21 protein-coding genes are annotated in these 20,571 nt (G+C 66.2%); 12 read left to right on the forward strand and 9 right to left on the reverse strand.

Annotated elements, in window-relative coordinates:
• Positions 1-276: 276 nt before the first annotated feature.
• On the forward strand, positions 277-2,382 hold the full coding sequence (locus FHW97_RS02535) for a tetratricopeptide repeat-containing sulfotransferase family protein (RefSeq protein ID WP_171797898.1): 2,106 nt from the start codon (positions 277-279) through the stop codon (positions 2,380-2,382).
• Positions 2,383-2,403: 21 nt separating this feature from the next.
• Here the strand turns inward: FHW97_RS02535 and FHW97_RS02540 are convergent, their stop codons facing one another.
• Positions 2,404-2,844 carry an organic hydroperoxide resistance protein gene (locus FHW97_RS02540; protein WP_022676158.1) on the reverse strand — a complete coding sequence of 147 codons (441 nt, stop codon included), beginning with the start codon at positions 2,842-2,844 and terminating at the stop codon, positions 2,404-2,406.
• Positions 2,845-3,040: 196 nt separating this feature from the next.
• Here FHW97_RS02540 and FHW97_RS02545 point away from each other — a divergent pair, with 196 nt between their 5' ends.
• Complete coding sequence (locus FHW97_RS02545) at positions 3,041-3,508, forward strand: MarR family winged helix-turn-helix transcriptional regulator (RefSeq protein ID WP_107716013.1); 468 nt, start codon at positions 3,041-3,043, stop codon at positions 3,506-3,508.
• A gap of 66 nt (positions 3,509-3,574) precedes the next feature.
• Here the strand turns inward: FHW97_RS02545 and FHW97_RS02550 are convergent, their stop codons facing one another.
• Both FHW97_RS02550 and FHW97_RS02555 read right to left on the reverse strand, forming a co-directional pair.
• Positions 3,575-4,999, reverse strand: a complete 1,425-nt coding sequence (locus FHW97_RS02550) for an aldehyde dehydrogenase family protein (protein ID WP_054130603.1) — start codon at positions 4,997-4,999, stop codon at positions 3,575-3,577.
• Positions 5,000-5,150: 151 nt separating this feature from the next.
• A complete protein-coding gene (locus tag FHW97_RS02555) occupies positions 5,151-5,300 on the reverse strand; it encodes a lmo0937 family membrane protein (RefSeq protein ID WP_022676155.1) in 150 nt (49 codons plus the stop codon).
• A 199-nt stretch (positions 5,301-5,499) separates the two neighbouring features.
• Between FHW97_RS02555 and FHW97_RS02560 the strand changes: the two genes are divergently transcribed.
• Complete coding sequence (locus FHW97_RS02560; protein ID WP_054130602.1) at positions 5,500-7,791, forward strand: bifunctional diguanylate cyclase/phosphodiesterase; 2,292 nt, start codon at positions 5,500-5,502, stop codon at positions 7,789-7,791.
• 285 nt (positions 7,792-8,076) lie between these two features.
• Here FHW97_RS02560 and FHW97_RS02565 read toward each other — a convergent pair whose 3' ends face one another.
• From FHW97_RS02565 to FHW97_RS02585, 5 genes are all read right to left on the reverse strand, one after another.
• Positions 8,077-8,595 carry a CHAP domain-containing protein gene (locus FHW97_RS02565; protein ID WP_022676153.1) on the reverse strand — a complete coding sequence of 173 codons (519 nt, stop codon included), beginning with the start codon at positions 8,593-8,595 and terminating at the stop codon, positions 8,077-8,079.
• Between the two features lie 205 nt (positions 8,596-8,800).
• Positions 8,801-10,210 carry a type I glutamate--ammonia ligase gene (glnA, locus tag FHW97_RS02570; RefSeq protein ID WP_022676152.1) on the reverse strand — a complete coding sequence of 470 codons (1,410 nt, stop codon included), beginning with the start codon at positions 10,208-10,210 and terminating at the stop codon, positions 8,801-8,803.
• A 160-nt stretch (positions 10,211-10,370) separates the two neighbouring features.
• The gene (locus FHW97_RS02575; protein ID WP_022676151.1) at positions 10,371-10,709 is read right to left on the reverse strand and encodes a P-II family nitrogen regulator; all 339 of its coding nucleotides are present in this window, start codon (positions 10,707-10,709) and stop codon (positions 10,371-10,373) included.
• 292 nt (positions 10,710-11,001) lie between these two features.
• Positions 11,002-11,832, reverse strand: a complete 831-nt coding sequence (gene map / locus FHW97_RS02580) for a type I methionyl aminopeptidase (RefSeq protein ID WP_169049900.1) — start codon at positions 11,830-11,832, stop codon at positions 11,002-11,004.
• 301 nt (positions 11,833-12,133) lie between these two features.
• On the reverse strand, positions 12,134-13,000 hold the full coding sequence (locus tag FHW97_RS02585) for a PdaC/SigV domain-containing protein (RefSeq protein ID WP_253941528.1): 867 nt from the start codon (positions 12,998-13,000) through the stop codon (positions 12,134-12,136).
• 56 nt (positions 13,001-13,056) lie between these two features.
• Between FHW97_RS02585 and FHW97_RS02590 the strand changes: the two genes are divergently transcribed.
• The 3 genes from FHW97_RS02590 (at position 13,057) to argC (ending at position 15,831) form a co-directional block, all read left to right on the forward strand.
• The gene (locus tag FHW97_RS02590; protein ID WP_171797899.1) at positions 13,057-14,454 is read left to right on the forward strand and encodes a M17 family metallopeptidase; all 1,398 of its coding nucleotides are present in this window, start codon (positions 13,057-13,059) and stop codon (positions 14,452-14,454) included.
• Between the two features lie 82 nt (positions 14,455-14,536).
• Positions 14,537-14,905 carry an SH3 domain-containing protein gene (locus FHW97_RS02595; RefSeq protein WP_171797900.1) on the forward strand — a complete coding sequence of 123 codons (369 nt, stop codon included), beginning with the start codon at positions 14,537-14,539 and terminating at the stop codon, positions 14,903-14,905.
• On the forward strand, positions 14,902-15,831 hold the full coding sequence (gene argC, locus FHW97_RS02600) for an N-acetyl-gamma-glutamyl-phosphate reductase (protein WP_171797901.1): 930 nt from the start codon (positions 14,902-14,904) through the stop codon (positions 15,829-15,831). Before FHW97_RS02595 ends, argC begins: the two co-directional genes overlap by 4 nt.
• A gap of 75 nt (positions 15,832-15,906) precedes the next feature.
• On the opposite strand, the gene FHW97_RS02605 is transcribed toward argC, so the two are convergent.
• Positions 15,907-16,212, reverse strand: coding sequence for a 2Fe-2S iron-sulfur cluster-binding protein (locus FHW97_RS02605; RefSeq protein WP_107715879.1), 306 nt, complete (start codon positions 16,210-16,212; stop codon positions 15,907-15,909).
• A gap of 127 nt (positions 16,213-16,339) precedes the next feature.
• On the opposite strand from FHW97_RS02605, the gene FHW97_RS02610 reads away from it, so the two are divergent.
• The 6 genes from FHW97_RS02610 (at position 16,340) to FHW97_RS02635 (ending at position 20,461) form a co-directional block, all read left to right on the forward strand.
• The gene (locus FHW97_RS02610) at positions 16,340-16,957 is read left to right on the forward strand and encodes a DNA-3-methyladenine glycosylase (protein WP_171797902.1); all 618 of its coding nucleotides are present in this window, start codon (positions 16,340-16,342) and stop codon (positions 16,955-16,957) included.
• Entirely contained in the window at positions 16,954-17,757 is an 804-nt protein-coding gene (locus FHW97_RS02615; RefSeq protein WP_171797903.1) for an SDR family oxidoreductase, read from the forward strand. The genes FHW97_RS02610 and FHW97_RS02615 overlap by 4 nt, the downstream gene beginning before the upstream one ends.
• Positions 17,758-17,761: 4 nt before the next feature.
• On the forward strand, positions 17,762-18,376 hold the full coding sequence (gene ccmA / locus FHW97_RS02620; RefSeq protein WP_171797904.1) for a heme ABC exporter ATP-binding protein CcmA: 615 nt from the start codon (positions 17,762-17,764) through the stop codon (positions 18,374-18,376).
• Positions 18,373-19,035, forward strand: coding sequence for a heme exporter protein CcmB (gene ccmB / locus FHW97_RS02625; RefSeq protein ID WP_054130594.1), 663 nt, complete (start codon positions 18,373-18,375; stop codon positions 19,033-19,035). Before ccmA ends, ccmB begins: the two co-directional genes overlap by 4 nt.
• A 62-nt stretch (positions 19,036-19,097) precedes the next feature.
• The gene (locus FHW97_RS02630) at positions 19,098-20,096 is read left to right on the forward strand and encodes a cysteine synthase A (RefSeq protein ID WP_171797905.1); all 999 of its coding nucleotides are present in this window, start codon (positions 19,098-19,100) and stop codon (positions 20,094-20,096) included.
• A 14-nt stretch (positions 20,097-20,110) separates the two neighbouring features.
• Positions 20,111-20,461: a hypothetical protein gene (locus FHW97_RS02635; RefSeq protein WP_171797906.1), complete on the forward strand. Its 351-nt coding sequence runs from the start codon at positions 20,111-20,113 to the stop codon at positions 20,459-20,461.
• Positions 20,462-20,571: the final 110 nt, after the last annotated feature.

Raw genomic sequence — 20,571 nt, forward strand, 5'->3', positions numbered from 1 at the left:
AACAGCGCGAGTGATCTGCGGCATTGCAGTGCAGCGATTGCAAGCTGTTGATTCTACACAATAGTGCCGCGATGCGGCGCGGTCTCAATCACTATCTTGTTGCGGATAGTGCCAGCAAAACGCCGGCTGTCAACAAAATTCAGCGATCTGGCATCGCAGATTGTGCGGGCGATTGAGCCGGTCTGGGGGACGAGCTGTTCGCAGTTGCGTAATCGCGCGGGCATGTCATGTTTCCGGTCATGGTGATCGGGGCAAAACCGCAAGGCAGGATCTGTGATGGCAAATGACGTGGCCGGCCGGCATGGCGTGGGAACCGCACCTGCTGATGCGGGTGGTTCGGCCAGCGGAACGGTTGATGCGGCGCTGGGCCATGCGGCCCGCCTGATGGCGCGCCAGCCCGCGCTGGCGCTGGCGCAGGCGCGCGAGATCCTGCGCGCGGTGCCGGGCCACCCTCACGCCATTCTGCTCGAAGGCCAGGCCCTGCGCGTGCTGGGCCACCTGGCCGAGGCGCGCGGCGTGCTTGCCGCGCTGGTGGCAAGCCAGCCGCGCGCGGCAGCTGCGGCGGCCGAACTGGGGCTGACGCTTGCGGCCTTGGGCGAAGACGCCGCAGCGATGGCGCAATTGCTCCGGGCCGTGGCGCTCAAGCCTGATCTGGCCCATGTCTGGCAGGCGCTCGCCACGCTGCTGCGCGCCAGCGGTGACGAAGCCGGCGCCGGCCAGGCCGAAGTGGCCGGTATCGAGGCCGCGGCCAAGGACCCCGTTCTGCTGCGGGCCGCCCTGGCCATGGGGGAAGGGCGGCTGGACGAGGCGGAAACCCATGTCCGCGCGCGCCTGGCGATGATCCCCACCGATCCTGCCGCGCTGCGCCTGCTGGGCGAGGTGCTATGGCGGCAGGGAGAGATCGAGGCGGCGCTGCCGCTGCTGCGTGCCGCCGTGGCGCGCGCGCCCGCTTTCGTGGCGGCGCGCGAATTGCTGGTGCGCATCCTGGCGATGGGGCCCGATGTGGCCGAGGCGCTGGACCATGCCAGCCGCCTGGTGGCCGATGATCCCGAGCATGGCGGCCATGCCATGCTCAAGGCCTCGCTGCTGGTGCGCATTGGTGACCAGGAGGGCGCGCGCGATCTTTATCGGGCGATCCTGGCGCGCGATCCGGGGCGGCCACGGGTGTGGCTCAATCTCGGCCACGTTGAAAAGACCATCGGCAACCAGGCCGCCGCGATCGAGGCCTATCGCCGCGCCGCCGCGCTCGATCCGGCAACGGGAGAGGCGTGGTGGAGCCTGGCCAACCTTAAGACCGTGCGACTGGAACAGGCCGATATCGCCACGATGCGCGCGGCCCTGCCTCACGATGCCGTGGGGGACGAGCGTGCCGAAGACGTGGCGCAGATGCACTTTGCCCTGGGCAAGGCCTTTGAAGACCTGAGCCGCGACGAGCCTGCCGCTGCCGAAAGCGCCTTTGCCCATTATGCGCGCGGCAATGCCCTGCGCCGCAGCGTGCTGGATTATGATCCGGCGCGCACCGCCGCCGCGGTCGATCGCCATGCCGCCCTGTTCACGCCTAAGTTTCTGGCAGAGCGGGCCAGCTGGGGCTGCCCGGCCGCCGATCCCATCTTCGTGGTGGGCCTGCCGCGCAGCGGATCGACGCTGGTGGAGCAGATCCTGGCCAGCCATTCGCAGATCGAGGGCACGATGGAACTGCCCGACATGATGCTGATTGCCGATCGCCTGCAATCGCGGGTGGATGCCAATGACGGCGAAGGGGGCGAGTTTGCCGACATGGCGGCGCTGCTCGCCGCGCTTGGACCGGACGATTGCCGCCGGATGGGCGAGGAATATATCGAGCGCACGCGCATCCACCGCAAGACCGATCGTCCCTACTTCGTCGACAAGATGCCCAACAATTGGCAGCATGTGGGGCTGATCCGCCTGATCCTGCCCAATGCGACGGTGATCGATGCGCGGCGCCATCCGCTCGGCTGCTGCTTTTCGGGGTGGAAGCAGTATTTCGCCCGCGGCCAGGTGTTCAGTTATGACCTGAGCGAGATCGGGCACTACTATGCCGCCTATGTGCGGCAGATGGCCGCGTTCGATCGCGCGATACCCGGCGCGGTGCACCGTGTGATTTATGAAGCAATGGTGGCCGATACGCCGGGCGAGGTGCGGGCCTTGCTGGGCGCGGTGGGGGTGCCGTTCGAAGAGGGCTGCCTGGCGTTCTGGCAAAATCGCCGCGCCGTGCGCACCGCCAGTTCGGAGCAGGTGCGCCAGCCGATCTATACCGATGCGGTGGAGCACTGGAAGCGGTTCGAGCCTTGGCTCGATCCGCTGCGCGCGGCGCTTGGCCCGGTGCTCGACAGCTATCCAAACGTGCCGGCGGGGTGGTGACCCCGCCGGCCTTCGCCGTCATCAGGCGACGCTGAGCGTCACATCGATGTTGCCGCGCGTGGCGTGGCTGTAGGGGCAGATTTCGTCAGCCTTGGCCACCAGCGCTTCGGCTGCGGCACGATCGACACCGGGCAGATGCACGGTCAGGGCCACAGTCAGGCCAAAGCCGCCATCGCTGCGCGGGCCGATGCCGACGGCCGAATCCACCGCGATGTCAGCCGGAACGCGGGGCAGGGCCTTGTCCTGGCTGGCAGCGAACTTCATCGCGCCGATAAAGCAGGCGGCATAGCCGGCGGCGAACAGCTGTTCGGGGTTGTTGCCGGCGCCATTGCCACCCAGTTCCTTGGGCGTGGCCAGCGTGATGTCCAGGCCATTGTTCACGCCGTCTTCGGCAATCGTGGCGCGGCCATCGCGGCCACCAGTGGCCTTGGCATGGGCGGTGTAAAGCGGCTTGATCGACATGACAGAGTTCCTTTCGCGGTTTAATATCGAAAACGATTAAATCGTGTGCGATCTAAATAGGTGAGTCGCGCGGAAAGGTCAAGCACTTGCGATTTGATCGCACGCGATTTATCTTGTCGATATGGAACAGACCCCGTCAGACCCGCTCGATACCGCGCTTTCCGGCCCCCAGGCGGCTGCCGAGCTGGCGGCACAGATGGCGGCCGGCGGACCACCCTTGGCCACCGGCACGGCTGACAAACCCTTTGCCAACATGCTGTGCTTTTCGGTCTATGCGGCGCAACTGGCGTTCAACCGGCTCTACAAGCAACTGCTGGCACCCCACGGCCTGACCTATCTGCAATACCTGGTGCTGGTGGCCCTGGCCCAGGCGGAAGACCGCACCGTGGGCGAACTGGGCGAAGTCCTGTTCCTGGAATCCAACACCCTCACGCCGCTGCTCAAGCGGATGGAGGCTGCCGGGCTGGTGGTGCGCCGGCGTGACGCGGAGGATGAGCGCGTGGTTCGCGTGGCACTCGCCCCGGCCGGCGCAGCGGTGGTGGCCCAGGTGGAATGCGTGCCGCTCGATGTGCTGTCCGCGCTCGACATGCCCTTGGGCGATTTGCAGCAGATGAAGGCGGCGATCGACCGGCTGGGTAGCGAACTGCGCAAGTCCACCACCTGAAATCGCCGGCCGGTGTTGGCATGGCCAGAGCCGCACGATCACGCGTGGCTCTGGCCGGAATGCAGATTACGCAGGCAAGCCGCTGATCGCCTTCATTTCCATGAAGTCCTTCAGGCCATAGAGCCCGCCTTCACGGCCATTGCCCGATTGCTTGTATCCGCCGAACGGGGCGCCGGGGGTGGGGCCCCAGTTGTTGATCGCCACCATGCCGGCGCGCAGGGCGGGAACCACGTCTGCCGCCTTGGCCGGATCGCCGGTGATGCAGGCCGAAAGGCCATAGCTGGTGTCGTTGGCGATCTCGATCGCCTCGTCCAGGCTGTCATAGGGGATGATCGTGGCCACCGGGCCAAAGATCTCTTCCTTGGCAATGCGCATGTCCGGCGTGACATTGGAAAACAGCGTGGGCGCAATGTAATAGCCGCGGTTGACCTCGGCCGGCAGGTCAGGGCCGCCGCATTCCAGCGTGGCGCCTTCGTCGATCGCCGACTGGATCAGGTCGCGGATCTTGTCGTGCTGCGCCTTGTTGACCACCGGGCCGAGGTGGCTGCCTTCCTCCAGTGGATTGCCGACTTTGGCGGCGGAATACATCGCCTTGACGAACGCGGCGGCCTCGGCCTGGCGTTCACGCGGCACCAGGATGCGCGTGGGGGAGATGCAGCTTTGCCCCGAATTGACCAGCGGGCCAGAGGCAGTCGCCGGCAGCTGGCTGGCAAAATCGGCATCGGGCAGCACCAGGTTGGGCGACTTGCCACCCAGTTCCTGGTGCACGCGCTTGACCGTGTCAGCCGCCGCCTTGGCCACCATGATGCCGGCGCGGGTTGAGCCGGTGAAGCTGACCATGTCGATATCGGGATGGCTGCTGATCGCCGTGCCCACACCGGGGCCATCGCCCTGAACCAGGTTGAACACACCTGCGGGCACGCCGGCGGCGTCCATGATTTCAGCGAGAATGGCGGCGCAGGTGGGGCATTCTTCCGAAGGCTTGAGCACCATGGTGTTGCCGGCGGCCAGAGCTGGCGCCACTTTGAGCGCGATCTGGTTAAGCGGCCAGTTCCATGGGGTGATCAGGCCGACCACGCCGATCGGCTCGTGGGCCACCTTGAAGGCGCCATTGTCTTCCACGAACTGGAAGTTCTTGAGGGCCGCGATGGTCCCCATGAACCCACCGATTCCGGCGCCAACCTGGGCCGTGCTGGCAAAGCTCAACGGCGCGCCCATTTCCTCGGCCATGGCGTGGGCCAGATCGGGGATGCGCTTCTTGTATTCCGCAACGACGCGGTCGAGCAGCGCAAGGCGCTCTTCGCGAGTCGTCCGGCTGAAGGTCTTGAAGGCGCGGCGCGCAGCGGCCACGGCAGCGTCAACGTCTGCAGCAGTGCCGAGCGTGATCGCGGCGCAGGGTTCTTCCGTCGCCGGGTTGATCACCTCGTGGCGGCGGCCGCCCTGGCTGTTGACCCATTGGCCATCGATATAATGCTGAAGGCGTTCGCGCATCGCGCTTCTCCAATCAATAAGTTAGGTAGGCTAACTTTTAGGGAGCGCAGGCGGCGATGGCAAGCGGAGGGTTTGTGCAGAATGGATAGGGTTTCGCGCCGTGCACCACCAAACGGCAATGCACGGCGCCTTATCCGGAAACGAGCGTCTGTTAGACGGTTCGGCGGCCGGTAAACAGCTGCACCAGACCGATGATCAGGGCGAGCACCAGCAGAATGTGGATGACGCCGGCGGTCACCTTGAAGGCGAAGACGCCCAGCGCCCAGAGCACGAGCAGAACGAGAGCGATGGTCAAAAGCATGGCGGGGCTCCTGGAACGGGTGGCGCCCCGCCTGTGGCGGTGGCGCGGATTGGCATCCTTGTGTGGCTGGTAAACGGTGCACCAAAGGGCTGGTTCCCGAATTTGAAAATCGTCGGGAATAGGCGATTCACCGTAGGCTTGGGGCGGGCGCTAACCATTTATTGGTAATATTCCTCCACGCTTCCCAAGTGGTTGGTGCGTGACGCGCCAGATCCACGGGCCGGGGGACACGAGGTTGAGCGAGGAACAGCGCACGGGCTGGATTGTCGGTGCCACGTTCGCGGCACTGCTGGCCCTGTCGGGCGCGCTAATGGCAGCGCTCAATCATTCCATCCATGTGGCCGATGCCTTTACCCGCAAGGATGAGCGCGAGATGGTCGCGCGCTATCTCGATACGCGGGTGCGTACGGTAATCATCGGCCAGACCGGGCAACTGGTGTGGGATGATTCGGTCCAGCATGCCGTGCGGCACACTGATCTGCCATGGATGGACCGCGAACTGGGCGTGTTCCCGTGGACTAACCAGGGCGCCGAAGAGACCATGCTGGTCGAACCCAACGGCACGCTGGTGCGCGGCTGGCGGCACGGCCAGGTGATGCCCGACTATCCCTATGCCAAGGCGCGCTGGCAGGTGGAATCGGTTTTGTCCCAGGCGCGCAGCAACCGCCGCGTCTATGGCCAGGTGGCGCAGTTTCGCCGCGTGGGCGGGGCGCTGTGGCCGTTCGATGCGCGCGGCGCGCCGCTTTCGCGGTGGGGGTCGTCGCTGGTTTGGCATGACGGCCGGCTGATGCTGTTGACCGCCGCGGCCATCGTACCCGATCGGAACTATGCGTTGCTCACGACCGAGCCGCGCTATCTCGTTTCGCTGCGCCTGGTCGATGATCGCGTGCTGCACGCGCTGGCGGCCGATCTGCTGCTGCCCGATTTTCACTTCGTGCGCACGCTGCCGCCGCTGAGCACGGTCAATTCCCTGCCGCGCTTCAGCGCCGATGGCACGCGGGTGGGCTTCTTCGTGTGGACGCCGCAATTGCCCGGGCCAGCCATCTGGCGCGGCACGGCGCCGCTGCTCGCCACCTGGATTTTCCTGTTCCTGGCGGTGTTGGCCGGTGGCGTGATGATCGTGCGGCGTATGCGCGCCACCACGCAGCATCTGCAGTTGAGCGAAGCCCAGGCGCAATACAACGCGCTGCATGATCCCATGTCTGGCCTGGCCAATCGCCTGCACTTTGCCGAACGCCTGCGCGAGGAACTGGCCGATGCCAACCGCCAGCGTCAGGCAGGCGGCCAGGGCGATGTGTTCGTGGGCTATATCGATCTCGATGCGTTCAAGACCGTGAACGACACGATGGGGCACCATGTGGGCGACGAACTGGTCACCCAAGTGGCGCAGCGCCTGCGCGGCGGATTGCTGCAGACTGACCTCATCGCACGGTTTGGCGGCGACGAGTTCGTGGTCCTGCGGCGCACCACGGGCGGGCTGGGTGCGGCCAATGCGCTGGGGCGTCAGATCGTGGGCCTGATGGCCGAGCCGTTCATCATCGCTGGGCACAGCCTGGGCGTGACATGCTCATGCGGGATCAGCTGGGGGCCGGGGCAAACCGACGATGCCGCCGAACTGCTGCGCCGTGCCGACATTGCGCTCTATCGGGCCAAGCAGGGCGGCCGCGCGCGCTATCGCTGCTATACTAACGGCATGGACGCTACCGAGCGGCTGGCGCGCGAACTGGAGCTGGAACTGCGCCGCGCCATCGCCAACGACGAACTGGAGGCGCACTTCCAGCCGATCGTCGATCTCGCCACGTGGCAGATCGAAGGGTTCGAGGCGCTGTTGCGCTGGCCGCACCCCGAGCGCGGCGATATCGGGCCGGGCGTGTTCGTGCCGATTGCCGAACAGTCCGGGCTGATGGTGCCGCTAGGCACCTGGATGCTGCGCCGTGTGTTCATGCAGTGCCGGCACTGGCCTGCCGCCGATATCTCGATCAATCTTTCGCCGATCCAGATCATGGCCCAGGGCTTTATCGAAACGATCGCGGCGTTGGTGCAGGAAACCGGCATCTCGCCGCAGCGGGTGATCCTGGAAGTGACCGAGGGCGTGATGCTCGATCGCAGCGACCATGTGGCGCAAACGCTCACGACGCTTCAGGACATGGGCTTCCGCATCGCGCTGGATGATTTCGGCATCGGCTATTCCTCGCTGAGCTACCTGCGCTCGTTCCAGTTCGACCGCATCAAGATCGATCGCTCGTTCGTGCAGAACATCGAAAGCGACCTCGATGCGCAATCGATCCTGGGGGCAATCGTCGCGCTGGGGCAGACCCTGCGCATGAAAGTGGTGGCCGAAGGGGTGGAAACCGAGCTGCAACGCCGCCTGGTCCACGCCGCCGGGTGCGAGTTCGTGCAAGGGCACCTGTTCTGGCCCGCGCTGCCGGCCGATCAGGCCTGCGCTCTTTTGGCCCGCAACGCCGCCCAGCACATGCAGCAGGCGATCTGACGCCCAGGATCCTCCCTCACACCGTGGGGGAGGTGGCGGACCGCAGGTCCGTCGGAGGGGGAGTGCAGACTATGCGGTTTTCTGTGCCAAGGGCCAGTGGCTGGCGCAGAATAGTGGGACCCCGGATCAAGTCCGGGGTGACGAAATTCACATAGGCGCTAGACACTTAGCGTCACCCCGGACCTGATCCGGGGTCCCGCTGCTTGATCGCGCCAACCCAAACACCCCGGCCAACAAAAAACCGCCCTAAACGGGCGGCTTTGTTGCTTCGGCGTAGGGTTGGGATCAGCCCTGTGCCTTGTCCACCATGGCCAGTTCGATCGCGGCGGTCTGGGTAACCGGGGCGGCGCTGGCCGGTGCGCCGTGCGGATAGATGAAGCCAAAGGCGGGCGAGGGGCGCATGCCGAGCGATTGGGTCGGGCCGTACCACACGCGCACTTCCGACCAGTCACCAGCGGCCGACACGTCAACCGCCATCACGCCGCGTTCGACCATGCCGGGGCGCGACCAGTTGGCATGGTTGATCATCACGTGGCGGGCATCGACCACCTTGCTGACCACGGCGACGTGGCCATAGGGCATGGAGTGTGAAGCGCGGAATGCGAGGACGGCACCGGCCTTGGGCTCTTGCCCGCGGGCATAAGTGCCAGCCGCATTGCCCCACCAATCGCGCGCATTGCCCGAAAGCTGAACGTCGGAAACCTGGCGGGCATAGGTCACGCACTGGAGCCGGGCATGGGCCACGTTCGGCAGTGCAGCAAGCGAAGCGAAAGCGGCCAGGGCGGTGAGTGCGGTGCGAAGCATGGCCTGCACCTTAGGGTTTGCGGCGGATTCTGGAACCGGGGGTTCCCACGCTTCACCGCTCGCGCCGGGCCGTTTATCCTGCATTCATCCTGGCTGTGGATAACTTTCGCAATGCAGCATGGCGGACACGAAAAACGCCCGGACCGCTTGGGTCCGGGCGTCTGTCTTTCGTGCCTGCCGCATCGCTGCGGCAAGGCCAACTCGCTTACGAGCTGTAGTACATGTCGAATTCGACGGCCGAAGGCGTGGTTTCCCAACGGAACACTTCGGGCCACTTGAGTTCGATGTAGCTTTCGATCTGGTCCTTGGTGAACACGCCGCCATCGAGCAGGAAGTCGTGGTCAGCGGCCAGCGAGTCCAGCGCTTCGCGCAGCGAACCGCACACGGTCGGCACGGCGGCGAGTTCGGCCGGCGGCAGATCGTAGAGGTTCTTGTCCATGGCTTCGCCCGGGTGGATCTTGTTCTTGATCCCGTCGAGGCCAGCCATCAGCAGCGCGGCATAGGCGAGGTAGGGGTTGGCCATCGCGTCGGGGAAACGGAATTCCACGCGCTTGGCCTTGGCGCCGGCGCCATAGGGGATGCGGCACGAGGCCGAACGGTTGCGGGCCGAATAGGCCAGCAGCACCGGCGCTTCATAACCCGGCACCAGGCGCTTGTAGCTGTTGGTGGTGGGGTTGGTGAACGCGTTCAGCGCCTTGGCGTGCTTGATCACGCCACCGATGAAGTACAGGCACATGTCCGACAGGCCAGCATAGCCATTGCCAGCGAACAGGGGCTTGCCCGAATCCCAGATCGAGATGTGGGTGTGCATGCCCGAGCCGTTGTCCTTCATGATCGGCTTGGGCATGAACGTGGCCGTCTTGCCATAGGCCTGCGCGACCTGCTGCACGACGTACTTGTAGATCTGCATGCGGTCGGCCGTCTGCACCAGGGTGCCGAAGGTCAGGCCCAGTTCGTGCTGCGCGGCGGCCACTTCGTGGTGGTGCTTGTCGCAGGGCAGGCCCATTTCGAGCATGGTCGAAACCATTTCGCCGCGGATGTCGACGCAGCTGTCGACCGGGGCGACGGGGAAGTAGCCACCCTTGGCACGCGGACGGTGCGCCAGGTTGCCGGCTTCGTAGTCCTTGTTCGAGTTGGTCGGCAGCTCGATGTCGTCGATCTTGAAGCCGTTGCCGTCATAGCCGTCATAGAACTTGACGTCGTCGAACAGGAAGAATTCCGCTTCCGGGCCGACATAGACGGTGTCACCGATGCCGGTCGACTTGAGGAAGGCTTCGGCGCGCTTGGCGGTCGAACGCGGATCGCGCGAATAGAGTTCGCCGGTCGACGGTTCGACGATGTCGCAGTTGATGATCAGCATCGGCGTGGCCGAGAACGGATCGACATAGACCGAGTCGAGGTCGGGCTTGAGGATCATGTCCGACTCGTTGATGGCCTTCCAGCCTTCGATCGACGAGCCGTCGAACATCAGGCCGTCTTCCAGTTCGTCTTCGCCCAGGACCGACGACACCATGGTGAGGTGCTGCCACTTGCCCTTGGGGTCGGTGAAGCGGAGATCAACCCACTCGATTTCCTCTTCCTTGATACGGGCGAGGATGTCCTTTGCACTTGCCATCGCTGGTCCTTCTGTTTGCCCGCTGGATAAAGACGCGGGCTTCAGGGGTGGTTGGAAAAGGAGGCCGCCCGTCCCAAGGCCACCCCCGCTTCACCCGCCGCACCGCCGGTCTGCCCTCCACCCAGGGTGGAGACCAGGCGCACGCTGCGGCGAAATTCGTTCAGATCGCGTCGTTGTCGCGTTCGCCGGTGCGGATGCGCAGGGCGCTTTCGATGGGGATCACGAAGATCTTGCCATCGCCGATGCGGCCGGTCTGTGCAGCAGCCGCCACGGCTTCCACCACGCGCTCCACCAGGGCGTCGGCCACGACGACCTCGAGCTTCACCTTGGGCAGGAAATCGACGACGTATTCCGCGCCGCGATAGAGCTCGGTATGGCCCTTCTGGCGGCCGAAACCCTTGGCTTCGGTCACGGTGATGCCCGAAACGCCGATTTCGTGCAGCGCTTCCTTCACTTCGTCGAGCTTGAAGGGTTTGATGATCGCTTCGATCTTCTTCACCGGTTCCTGACCCCTGCACCTGATGCCGCGCTGCACCACGAAAGTGTGGGCAGGCGCATGTTCCTCGTGTCCGCAGACCCGATCCTAACAAGAATCGTGCCACTGTTAAGCACAGTGCCCTAGGCCATTGCCGCCCGGTGCGAAAGCGGGAAATTCAGGGGGAAAGAAAGAATGCAACCCAACCCTGTGCAAAATCATGCGGGTTGTTGCGCAGATGCGACGGAAAAGTGCTTAAATAAAAGGCAGGGGTTGCCTGTTTTTTGGGCAGCCCCTGCCTGTGCAGCGCAGCGGATCAGGCGGCGTAGGGCGGCTTGTGCAGGCCTTTGGGGCTGGTGGTGAAAATCTCGCAGCCGTCTTCGGTGATGCCGATCGAATGTTCGAACTGAGCAGACAGCGAACGGTCGCGCGTCACGGCCGTCCAGCCATCGTCGAGGATTTTCACGGCGGGCTTGCCCAGATTGATCATCGGCTCGATCGTGAAGAACATGCCGGGCTTGAGCACCGGGCCGGTGCCGGCGCGCGCGGCGTGCACCACTTCGGGCGCATCGTGGAACAGGCGGCCCAGGCCGTGCCCGCAGAAATCGCGCACCACGCCATAGCGCTGCTTTTCGGCATGGGCCTGGATCGCCGCTCCGATATCACCCAGCCGGGCGCCAGGCTTGGCCTGCTCGATGCCGATCATCAGGCACTCATAGGTCACGTCGACCAGGCGGCGCGCCTTCAACGGCACGTCACCAACCAGATACATCCGGCTGGTATCGCCGTGCCAGCCATCGAGCAGCGGCGTCACGTCGATATTGACGATGTCGCCGTCCTTGAAGGTCTTGTCCGACGGAATGCCGTGGCACACCACGTGGTTGATCGAGATGCAGCACGAATGCGCATAGCCGCGATACCCCAGCGTCGCCGGCACCGCGCCGGCATCCAGCGTCATCTGGCGCACGAGATCATCGATCGCGGCGGTGGTCACGCCCGGCTGCACCAGCGGCGCCACGGCATCGAGAATCTCGGCCGCCAGGCGCCCGGCCTTGCGCATGCCCTCGAACCCGGCGGGGCCATGGAGCTTGATCGTTCCGTCGCGCAGGACGGTTTCGGTGTCGTCAACGGTCACATATTCGGTCATCGCCACGATATAGCGGGGCGCGCGCGAAATTGCGAGGTTGGATCGTGGGAGTGGGTTAGCGGCGTGGACCTTCCGGCTAGAAGGATATTTTCACACGAAGCCACGAAGGCACGAAGCAGGCATCTCGTTCTTGGCTTTGTGTGGGAAGATCGCAACGGATAGGCGAAGCAGATAGCTGGACCCCGGATCAAGTCCGGGGTGACGAAGAAAAAATCACCATAAAGACTATCGTCACCCCGGACTTGATCCGGGGTCCAGCTACTTTGTGGGCATAACAACCACAGTAGATGCGAGCCGCACTTTATTGCACAGCAAACGCCCCGCGCCATTCCGGCTTCACCGCCGCCAGCACCGCCGGCGTGACCGGCAGCGTCACTTCGTATGATCCCTCGGCATAAGGCCCGGCTTCATAGGGCGCGATCAGGAAGCCGATGCGGTCGAACGCCTTCTTGCCGCGCGATCCCAGGATCACGGTTTGCGCCAGCGGATCGACGCAGGCGTCAAAGCCGCTGTCGCCGCCCAGGCTGGCATGGCCGCCGCGCTTTTTGGCGCGTTGCGCGTCCAGGGCCTTGCAGAAATCGGCGTGGATCGCGCCGGTGAGCGCGGCGCGGGCGGTGAACAGGTCTAGCGCATTGCGGGCCTGGCCGACGCGCTTGTCCCACAGGATCGCGGCATAGCCATAGTTGGGATGGGCGCCGCCGCTGTCGTTGCCGACCAGGCTCGACAGGCTGAGCCAATCGGGCAAGTCGGCGACAACCTGCCATTCCTGCCAATGGCCAAAGGCATGGAACGGATACTTGTCGCGCGCCGCTTCCTTCTGCCCCTGCTCGGCATCGTGCTTGAGCGTGGCGCGCTGGGCGGCCTCGTCTGCCGCCAGGCGGGCGCGCAGAGCGGGCTGGGCATCGGCCGCGGCAGGCCAGGAATAGCTGAATTCATAGGCATCGGTGCTTTCCTTCACCGCATGCCCGGCGGTGGAGGATTGCGTTGCCTGGGCGCTGGCGTGGCTGGTGGTGGCGCTGGCCGTGGCCGTGGTCGTGGTCGTGTCGGCCGGCGCGGCCTGGCTGGCCGGGGCGGGCGTTGCCGGTTGGTGGTTGCAGGCGGCAAGCATGGCCAGGGTCATCAGGGCAGGCAGCAGGGCAGAGTGGCGGGGGGCTGGCATAAGGGGCATCGCGCGGCATTTTCCTCTCGATCTTGGCGCCGTCCTGCGCCAAGGTCTGGTCCAAGATGACCGACAAGAACGCGTTGATCCAGCCCGATCGCGACCAGAGCGCGATTGCCCTGCACATTGTCGACAAGGCAGGCCTGCCCGATTGGTTGCGCGCCCGCAGCGGCCAGGCGCGCGCGCTGCTGACCGCACAAGCCTTTGCTGGCGCTGCCGGCGAGGTGGCCGTCGTGCCCGAGGGGGATGGCGATGGCTGGCTGGCGGTGGCGGGCGTCGCCGATCGCGCTAAGCTCGGCACCTGGTGCCTGGCCCGCGCGGCAGAGCGGCTGCCTGCCGGCACCTATCGCCTGGCCGGCGTGGGCGATGCTGCCCCCGCGCTGCATGGGTGGATCACCGCGCAATACCGTTTCGATCGCTATCGCAGCCAGGGCAGCGAGCCCGGCCCGCGCGTGCTGCTGACCAGCGCGGTGCGCGCCCTGCCGCTGGCCCTGGCCGAAGCGGCGGCGGTCACCATGGTGCGTGATCTGGTCAATACCCCCGCCGAAGACATGGGCCCGGCGCAACTGGAGGCCGAAGCCCGCGCGCTGGCCAAGGCGCACCACGCCACGATCCATGTGATTGCCGGCGACGTGCTAGAGCGGGACTATCCGATGGTCCACGCGGTGGGCCGCGCCGCCGCGCGCAGCCATGCCCCGCGCCTGATCGAGCTGGAATGGGGGAACCCAAGCCATCCCCGCGTGGCCGTGGTGGGCAAGGGCGTGTGCTTTGATTCCGGCGGCCTCGATATCAAGCCGGCCTCGGGCATGGCGCTGATGAAAAAGGATATGGGCGGCGCGGCCCATGCCCTGGCGCTGGCCGGACTGATCATGGGGCAAAACCTGCCGGTGCGGTTGCATCTGCTGGTCCCGGCAGTGGAAAATGCCATTTCCGGCAACGCTTTCCGTCCGGGAGACATTCTGCGCACGCGCCAGGGCTTGAGCGTGGAAGTGACCAACACCGATGCCGAAGGGCGCTTGGTGCTGGGCGACGCGCTGACCCGTGCGAGCGAGGCCAAGCCCGAACTGGTGATCGACTTTGCCACGCTGACCGGCGCGGCGCGGGTGGCACTGGGCCCCGATCTGCCCGGGATGTTTGCTCGGCGCGACGAGACGGCGCAGGCTCTGCTCGCCGCTGGGATCGGGCGCGATGATCCGTGCTGGCAATTGCCGCTGCACGATGCCTATCGCGAATGGCTGAAATCCGATGTCGCCGATCTGCAGAATTCGCCCAGCAATGGTTTTGCCGGGGCCAGCGTGGCGGCGCTGTTCCTCGATCGCTTTGTTGGCGAGGGGATCGATTGGCTGCATTTCGATACCTTTGCCTGGCGCCCGGTGGGCAAGCCGGGCCGGCCCAAGGGTGGTGAAGCGCTGGGGCTGCGCGCGGCCTGGGGCCTGCTGCAGGGGCGCTACGCGGCGGGCTGAACGCGGCGCGGAAGGCGCAAAACTTGAATCCCGGGGCAAGGGCGGCTAAGCGCGCGCCTTTGCGAATGTCCGGGAACCCGCCTTGTCTGCCGAATCCGATCTTGCCCTTGTCGTTTCCCCGGCCGTAGCGCCCGAGGGAGAACTGGCTCTTTCCGGCCCTTCGGCCAAGGTCGATCCGCTGCGCCTGCCGGTTCGTGGCGATCTGGCGCATGTCCGCCTGGCTGGCCGCGTCTTCGTGCCGCACTATGCCGTGCCGATGCTGCACCGCGTGGTCGCTGAAACGGCTTTGCTCAAGGCCGGGCGCAGCGATGCCGAGGCCATCGCGCAACTGCCGGCGGGTGAAAGCTTTGCCGTGCTGGACATGGCCGGCGGCTGGGCCTGGGGCCAGGCATCGGATGAAGGCGGCCTGGTGGGCTATGTGCCGCTTTCTGCGCTGGAGTTGGTAGCATGACCACGCAGGTTTTCATCGATGGCGCCGCCGGCACGACCGGCCTGGAAATTGCCGAGCGGCTCGCCGGGCGTAGCGAATTTGCGCTGATCACGCTGGATGAAGCCCGCCGCAAGGATGATGCCGCCCGCGCCGAGGCAATCAACGCCGCCGACGTGGTGATCCTGTGCCTGCCCGACGATGCCGCGCGCGCGGCCGTGGCGATGGTCGCCAACGATACCACGCGCGTGATCGATGCCTCCACCGCGCACCGCGTGGCCGAAGGCTGGACTTATGGCCTGCCCGAAGTGGTCGGTCGCGATGCCGTGGCCAATGCGCGCCGCGTATCCAATCCCGGCTGCTATCCCACCGGGTTCATCGCCCTGGTTGCGCCACTGGTGCGCGCTGGCCTGCTGCCGGCCAACTGGCCCTGTGTCGTGCATGCGGTGTCGGGCTATTCCGGCGGCGGCAAGGCGCTGATCGCCCGGTTCGAAGACGATACCGACATTGCCTGGCGCGGCTATGGCCTGGCCTTCGGGCACAAGCACGTGCCGGAAATGACTGCCTATGCCGGTCTTTCGGTCGCTCCGCTGTTCAGCCCGGCGGTGGTGCCGGCGCTGCGCGGCATGGTGGTGGAAGTGCCACTGTCATTGCAAGCGATGCCCGGCGCCGGTTCGGCAGAGGCGATGTTCGCGGCGCTGGACGCGTTCTATGCCGGCAGCCCGATCGTCAGCGTCAAGCACGGCGCGCCGGCCGAGGGCGAGTTCCTGATGCGCCGCAGCGCCCAGGCGTGGGACGGCCTCGCGCTGAGCGTGATTGGCAGCAAGGATGGCACCCAGGTGCGCCTCGTCGCCCAGCTCGACAATCTGGGCAAGGGCGCCAGCGGCGCGGCGGTGCAGACGCTCAATCTGATGGCAGGCCTACCGGAAACCGCGGGTCTGTCGCTGTAATTCGCGATCCTCATCCGCAAAAAAAGGCGCCGGAGCGATGCCCCGGCGCCTTTTTTTGCGTCAACGCGCGAAAGATCAGTCTTCCGGCGCGATGGTGACCTTGAGGCCATCGACGACCGGCAGCTGGCACGACAGGCGCGACGTGGCGGTGCGGTGGTCCGAGCTGTCGAGCAGGTCGTTCTCGTCTTCGCTCATCGCCGGCAGCGCGTCGGCGCCATCATCGACATAGACATGGCACGTGGCGCACGAGCAGCACCCGCCGCACAGGGCAAGCAATTCGTCAAAGCCGTTATCGCGGATGGCTTCCATCACGGTAAGGCCGCTATCCACTTCGATGGCCTTTTCGGCACCGGCACGATCGACGACAACAAGCTTCGGCATTGTCTAAAGCTCCTCATGGTGGGCGGGATTCGCATCGATCTCTGTTCGCCCTTCGTCCCGGCTGCTAATGCCCTGGGAAAATATTGGCCAGAAAAATTTGAGCACGTGCGAAGGGATGCAGCGCCGAATGGGACTTTCTAACCAGGCGATCACGGCGGGACTGGATCATCTCGCCACGCAGAACCCGGCTTTTGCCGCAGCTTTGGCCAAAGTCGGCTATCCCGAACCGCGCATTCGCGAAACCGGCTACCGTACGCTGCTGCGCACCATCGTCGGGCAGCAGGTGAGCGTGGCGGCGGCCGCATCGGTGTGGGCGCGGCTCGAAGCGCTGCTGGGCCCGGATATTCCGCCGGCCGATCTGCTCGCGGCCGATTTCGATGCGCTGCGCGCCTGCGGCCTGTCGCGCCAGAAGCAGGGCTATGCCCGCTCGCTGTGCGAACTGGTGGTATCGGGCGCGCTCGATCTGGCGGCCTTGCCCGATGATGATGAGGCGGCCATTGCCCAACTGGTGCAGATCAAGGGCGTGGGCCGCTGGTCTGCCGAAATCTACCTGCTGTTTGCCGAAGGGCGGCCCGATATCTGGCCGGCAGGAGACCTTGCCGTGCAGGTTGGCCTGGGCAAGTTGCTGGGCCTGCCGGAACGGCCGAGCGAGAAGGAAACGCGCGCTCTGGCCGAGCCCTGGCGCCCGCATCGCGGCGCCCTCGCGCTGTTTACCTGGCATTGCTATGCCAATCCCGCGCTATGACGAAATGCATCCTCGTCACCGGTGGCGCGTCGGGCATCGGCCGGGCCATCGCCATCCGCTTTGCCCGGGAAGGCTGGTTTGTGGCGCTGGCCGATGTCGATAGCGCCGGCATGGTTCAGACCGGGGCGCTGCTACCGGCCGGGCGCTGGTCAGCTCACCTGCTCGACGTGCGCGATGCCGCTGGTTGGGACATTGCCTTGGGCTTGGCCGCAACGGCAGGGGGCGGCGTGATCCATGTCGTCGCCAACAACGCCGGCGTGCCGCTGGGCGGCGCCCTGGCGCAGTGCACGGTGGACGAAATCGAACGGGTGATCGCGATCAACCTGACCGGTGCCACGCTGGGCGCACGGGCGGCCTATCCCTGGCTCAAGGCGGCCGCGGGGCAGGGCGCCTGCCTGCTCAACACTGCCAGCGCGGCTGCGCTCTATGGCACGCCGGGCACGTCGGTCTATGCCGCCACCAAGGCGGGCCTGCGCGCGCTGACCGAGGCGCTCGACGCCGAATGGGCGGGCGATGGGATTACCGTGCGCAGCCTCATGCCCGGCTTCATCGCCACGCCGCTGCTCGAACACGCACCCAATGCCGCCACGCCCGGCACGATCACCGACGCCGTGGTGCGCCAGGGGCTGGAGATCGGCACCCCCGATTCCGTGGCCGAGGCGGCGTGGCAGGCGGTGCGCGGGCCGCGCCTGCACGTGCTGGTCGGCCCCACGGCGCGGCGTCTGGCCTTTGCCGCGCGCTGGCTGCCGGGCACGCTGCGCCGCCGGTTGCGGCGGGGCGGTGGCACGGCTACGGCTTGATCACATGACCGCGCCCCATCTTGTCGCCCGTGATCTTGCCTGCCGGCGCGGCGATCGCGTGCTGTTTCGCGGCGTGGGTTTTGCGCTGGAAGCGGGGCAGGCGCTGCATCTGGCCGGCGCCAATGGCATCGGTAAATCCAGCTTGATCCGCATCCTGGCGGGCCTGATGCGGCCCTTTGCCGGTAGCGTGGAGCGCGCCGGCGCCGTGGCTCTGGTCGACGAGCGGCTCGCGCTCGATCCGCATCAGCCGCTGGGCCAGGCGCTGGCGTTCTGGCACGCGATCGATGGCACCGTGCCCACGCCGGATGATCCCTTTGGCCTGGCTGATCTGGCCGATGTGCCGGTGCGCTATCTTTCCACCGGGCAGAAGAAGCGCGCCGCGCTGGCGCGCCTGGCTGCGGCGCAGGCGCCGATCTGGCTGCTCGACGAACCGCTCAATGGCCTCGACACGGCCTGGGCGGCCAAGGCCCAAGCCGCGATCGAGGCGCACCGTGCCGCGGGGGGCCTGGTGATCATCGCCTCGCACCAGCCGCTGGCGCTGGCCGGGGTGCAGACCCTGGCCATGGCCGATCACGTGCCCGCGCTACAAAGCGATGATGGCGATGGAGACTGGGCATGATCGCGCGCATCTGGCCGATCTTCCGCCGTGATCTGGCGCTGCTGCTGCGCGGCGCGCAGGGGCGGGGCGGGGCTGCGCTGCCGCTGCTGTTCTTCCTGGCCGTGGCGATGCTCTATCCCTTTGCCGTGGGGCCGGATGCGCGCCTGCTGGCTCGCACCGGGGCTGGCGTGATCTGGGTCGCGGCGCTGCTGGCCGCGATCCTGCCGCTTGATCGGCTGGTAGAGCCCGATGTCGAAGCCGGGCTGTTCGATCAGTGGGCGTTGCGCGGCCTGTCGGAAGAAGTGCTGCTGATGGTGCGGATCGTGGCGCACTGGATCAGCTTTGGCGTGCCGCTGCTCCTGGCAGCGCCCGTGGCAGCCGGGCTGCTCTCGCTCGATGCCGGGCAACTGGCCATGGTCGAATGGGGTCTGCTGCTCGGCACGCCGGGGCTTGCGGCGATTGGCGTGACGATCGCCGCGCTCACTGCCGGCCTGCGCGCCGGTGCGGCGCTGGGCGGGCTGCTGGCCATTCCGCTGACGGTGCCGCTGCTGATTTTCGGGGCTGGTTCGCTGCAACCGGGAGGTGAGGGCGGGCTCGGCCTGCTGGCGGCGTGCAGCCTGGTAGCGCTGGCCGTGGCGCCGTTTGCCGGGGCAGCGGCGATCCGGGCGGCGCGCGAATAGCTTTGCCGGCCCCAAGCGCAATTGGGTTGCCGTTTGCGTCATGGCGCCTTACCTCGCAAGGCATGACTGGTTCCGCGATCGTCCCTGACAGCCTCTCCCTGATCGGCAATACCCCGCTCGTGCGCCTGGCCGGCCCGAGTGAGGCCGCCGGCGCCGAAATCTATGGCAAGTGCGAATTTGCCAACCCCGGCGCCTCGGTCAAGGATCGCGCCGCGTTGTGGATCGTGCGCGATGCCGAGGAACGCGGCGCGCTGCAGCCGGGCGGCACGATCGTGGAAGGTACGGCGGGCAACACCGGCATCGGCCTGGCGCTGGTCGCCAATGCGCTGGGCTACAAAAGCGTGATCGTCATGCCCGAGACGCAGTCGCGCGAAAAGATGGACACGCTGCGCGCGCTGCGGGCCGAGCTTGTGCTGGTGCCGGCGGCGCCCTTTTCCAATCCCAACCACTTCGTCCACACTTCGCGCCGCATTGCCGAGGAAACCGAAGGCGCGATCTGGGCCAACCAGTTCGACAACATTGCCAACCGCCGCGCTCATATCGAAAGCACTGCGCCCGAAATCTGGGCGCAGATGGATGGTCGCGTCGATGGGTTCATTTGCGCGGCGGGCACCGGTGGCACGATCGCCGGCACCGGCATGGGCCTCAAGGCCTTTGACGAAAAGATCACCGTGGGCCTTGCCGATCCTCATGGCGCCGCGCTCTACAACTATTACGCCCATGGCGAACTCAAGGCCGAAGGATCTTCTATCGCCGAAGGCATCGGCCAGGGGCGCATCACCGCCAACCTGGAAGGCGCGCCGATCGATACCCAGTTCCGCATTTCCGACCAGGAAGGGCTTTATTGGGTCGAGCGCCTCTTGGCCGAGGAAGGGCTGTGCCTGGGCCTGTCGAGCGGAATCAACGTGGCAGGCGCAGTGGCGCTGGCCAAGCAACTCGGCCCTGGCGCGCGGGTAGCCACGATGCTGTGCGATACCGGCTTCCGCTATCTCTCGTCGCTCTACAATCCCGAATGGCTGCGCGCCAAGGGGCTGCCCATCTTCCCGTGGCTTGAGCAATAAGCTATAGCCGCGCGATGGCGCTGTTCCGATTGCATCGCGAACGCAAGTTGACTCCGTTCGGGGCCGCATCGGCTGCGCCGATCGCGCCGGTGCATCATGTCCCGCTTTCGCCCCGTGAACTGCGCGCGCAGGCGGTCTATCGCCTGCAAGTGGGGCTGTTTGGCCTGGGCGGGATCATCCTGCTGATCAGCCTGGCCAATGTCGTCATGGAGCGGGTGACCCTGGCCAACCGCGCGGCCGCACTCGATCCCACGGTGGAAGCGAGCGCCACGGCCGCCAACGACCCGCTGGTCGACATGGGCGTGGCGCCCGAATTGCCAGTGGGCGCCGCCCCCGCGCAGCAGAACCCCAACCAGCAGCACTGATCACCCCCGCGCGGTTCGCTGCGTCGCAGCTGCCCGCGCTGCGTTCCGCCCCCGCCCTGATCGGGGAAAGCACGGGACAGGCCACCGATCATTCCCGTTCGATCACGGGA

Origin of the sequence: Novosphingobium sp. SG754 (assembly GCF_013149315.1) — a bacterium.
Classification (GTDB): Bacteria; Pseudomonadota; Alphaproteobacteria; order Sphingomonadales; family Sphingomonadaceae; genus Novosphingobium; species Novosphingobium capsulatum.

Excerpts from the sequence above, each read along its gene's own strand:
- FHW97_RS02535 (WP_171797898.1), top strand. The coding sequence starts at position 277 with ATGGCAAATGACGTGGCCGGCCGGCATGGCGTGGGAACCGCACCTGCT.
- FHW97_RS02540 (WP_022676158.1), bottom strand. The coding sequence starts at position 2,844 with ATGTCGATCAAGCCGCTTTACACCGCCCATGCCAAGGCCACTGGTGGC.
- FHW97_RS02545 (WP_107716013.1), top strand. The coding sequence starts at position 3,041 with ATGGCGGCCGGCGGACCACCCTTGGCCACCGGCACGGCTGACAAACCC.
- FHW97_RS02550 (WP_054130603.1), bottom strand. The coding sequence starts at position 4,999 with ATGCGCGAACGCCTTCAGCATTATATCGATGGCCAATGGGTCAACAGC.
- FHW97_RS02555 (WP_022676155.1), bottom strand. The coding sequence starts at position 5,300 with ATGCTTTTGACCATCGCTCTCGTTCTGCTCGTGCTCTGGGCGCTGGGC.
- FHW97_RS02565 (WP_022676153.1), bottom strand. The coding sequence starts at position 8,595 with ATGCTTCGCACCGCACTCACCGCCCTGGCCGCTTTCGCTTCGCTTGCT.
- glnA (WP_022676152.1), bottom strand. The coding sequence starts at position 10,210 with ATGGCAAGTGCAAAGGACATCCTCGCCCGTATCAAGGAAGAGGAAATC.
- map (WP_169049900.1), bottom strand. The coding sequence starts at position 11,832 with ATGACCGAATATGTGACCGTTGACGACACCGAAACCGTCCTGCGCGAC.
- FHW97_RS02585 (WP_253941528.1), bottom strand. The coding sequence starts at position 13,000 with ATGCCCCTTATGCCAGCCCCCCGCCACTCTGCCCTGCTGCCTGCCCTG.
- FHW97_RS02590 (WP_171797899.1), top strand. The coding sequence starts at position 13,057 with ATGACCGACAAGAACGCGTTGATCCAGCCCGATCGCGACCAGAGCGCG.
- argC (WP_171797901.1), top strand. The coding sequence starts at position 14,902 with ATGACCACGCAGGTTTTCATCGATGGCGCCGCCGGCACGACCGGCCTG.
- FHW97_RS02605 (WP_107715879.1), bottom strand. The coding sequence starts at position 16,212 with ATGCCGAAGCTTGTTGTCGTCGATCGTGCCGGTGCCGAAAAGGCCATC.
- FHW97_RS02610 (WP_171797902.1), top strand. The coding sequence starts at position 16,340 with ATGGGACTTTCTAACCAGGCGATCACGGCGGGACTGGATCATCTCGCC.
- FHW97_RS02615 (WP_171797903.1), top strand. The coding sequence starts at position 16,954 with ATGACGAAATGCATCCTCGTCACCGGTGGCGCGTCGGGCATCGGCCGG.
- ccmA (WP_171797904.1), top strand. The coding sequence starts at position 17,762 with ATGACCGCGCCCCATCTTGTCGCCCGTGATCTTGCCTGCCGGCGCGGC.
- ccmB (WP_054130594.1), top strand. The coding sequence starts at position 18,373 with ATGATCGCGCGCATCTGGCCGATCTTCCGCCGTGATCTGGCGCTGCTG.
- FHW97_RS02630 (WP_171797905.1), top strand. The coding sequence starts at position 19,098 with ATGACTGGTTCCGCGATCGTCCCTGACAGCCTCTCCCTGATCGGCAAT.
- FHW97_RS02635 (WP_171797906.1), top strand. The coding sequence starts at position 20,111 with ATGGCGCTGTTCCGATTGCATCGCGAACGCAAGTTGACTCCGTTCGGG.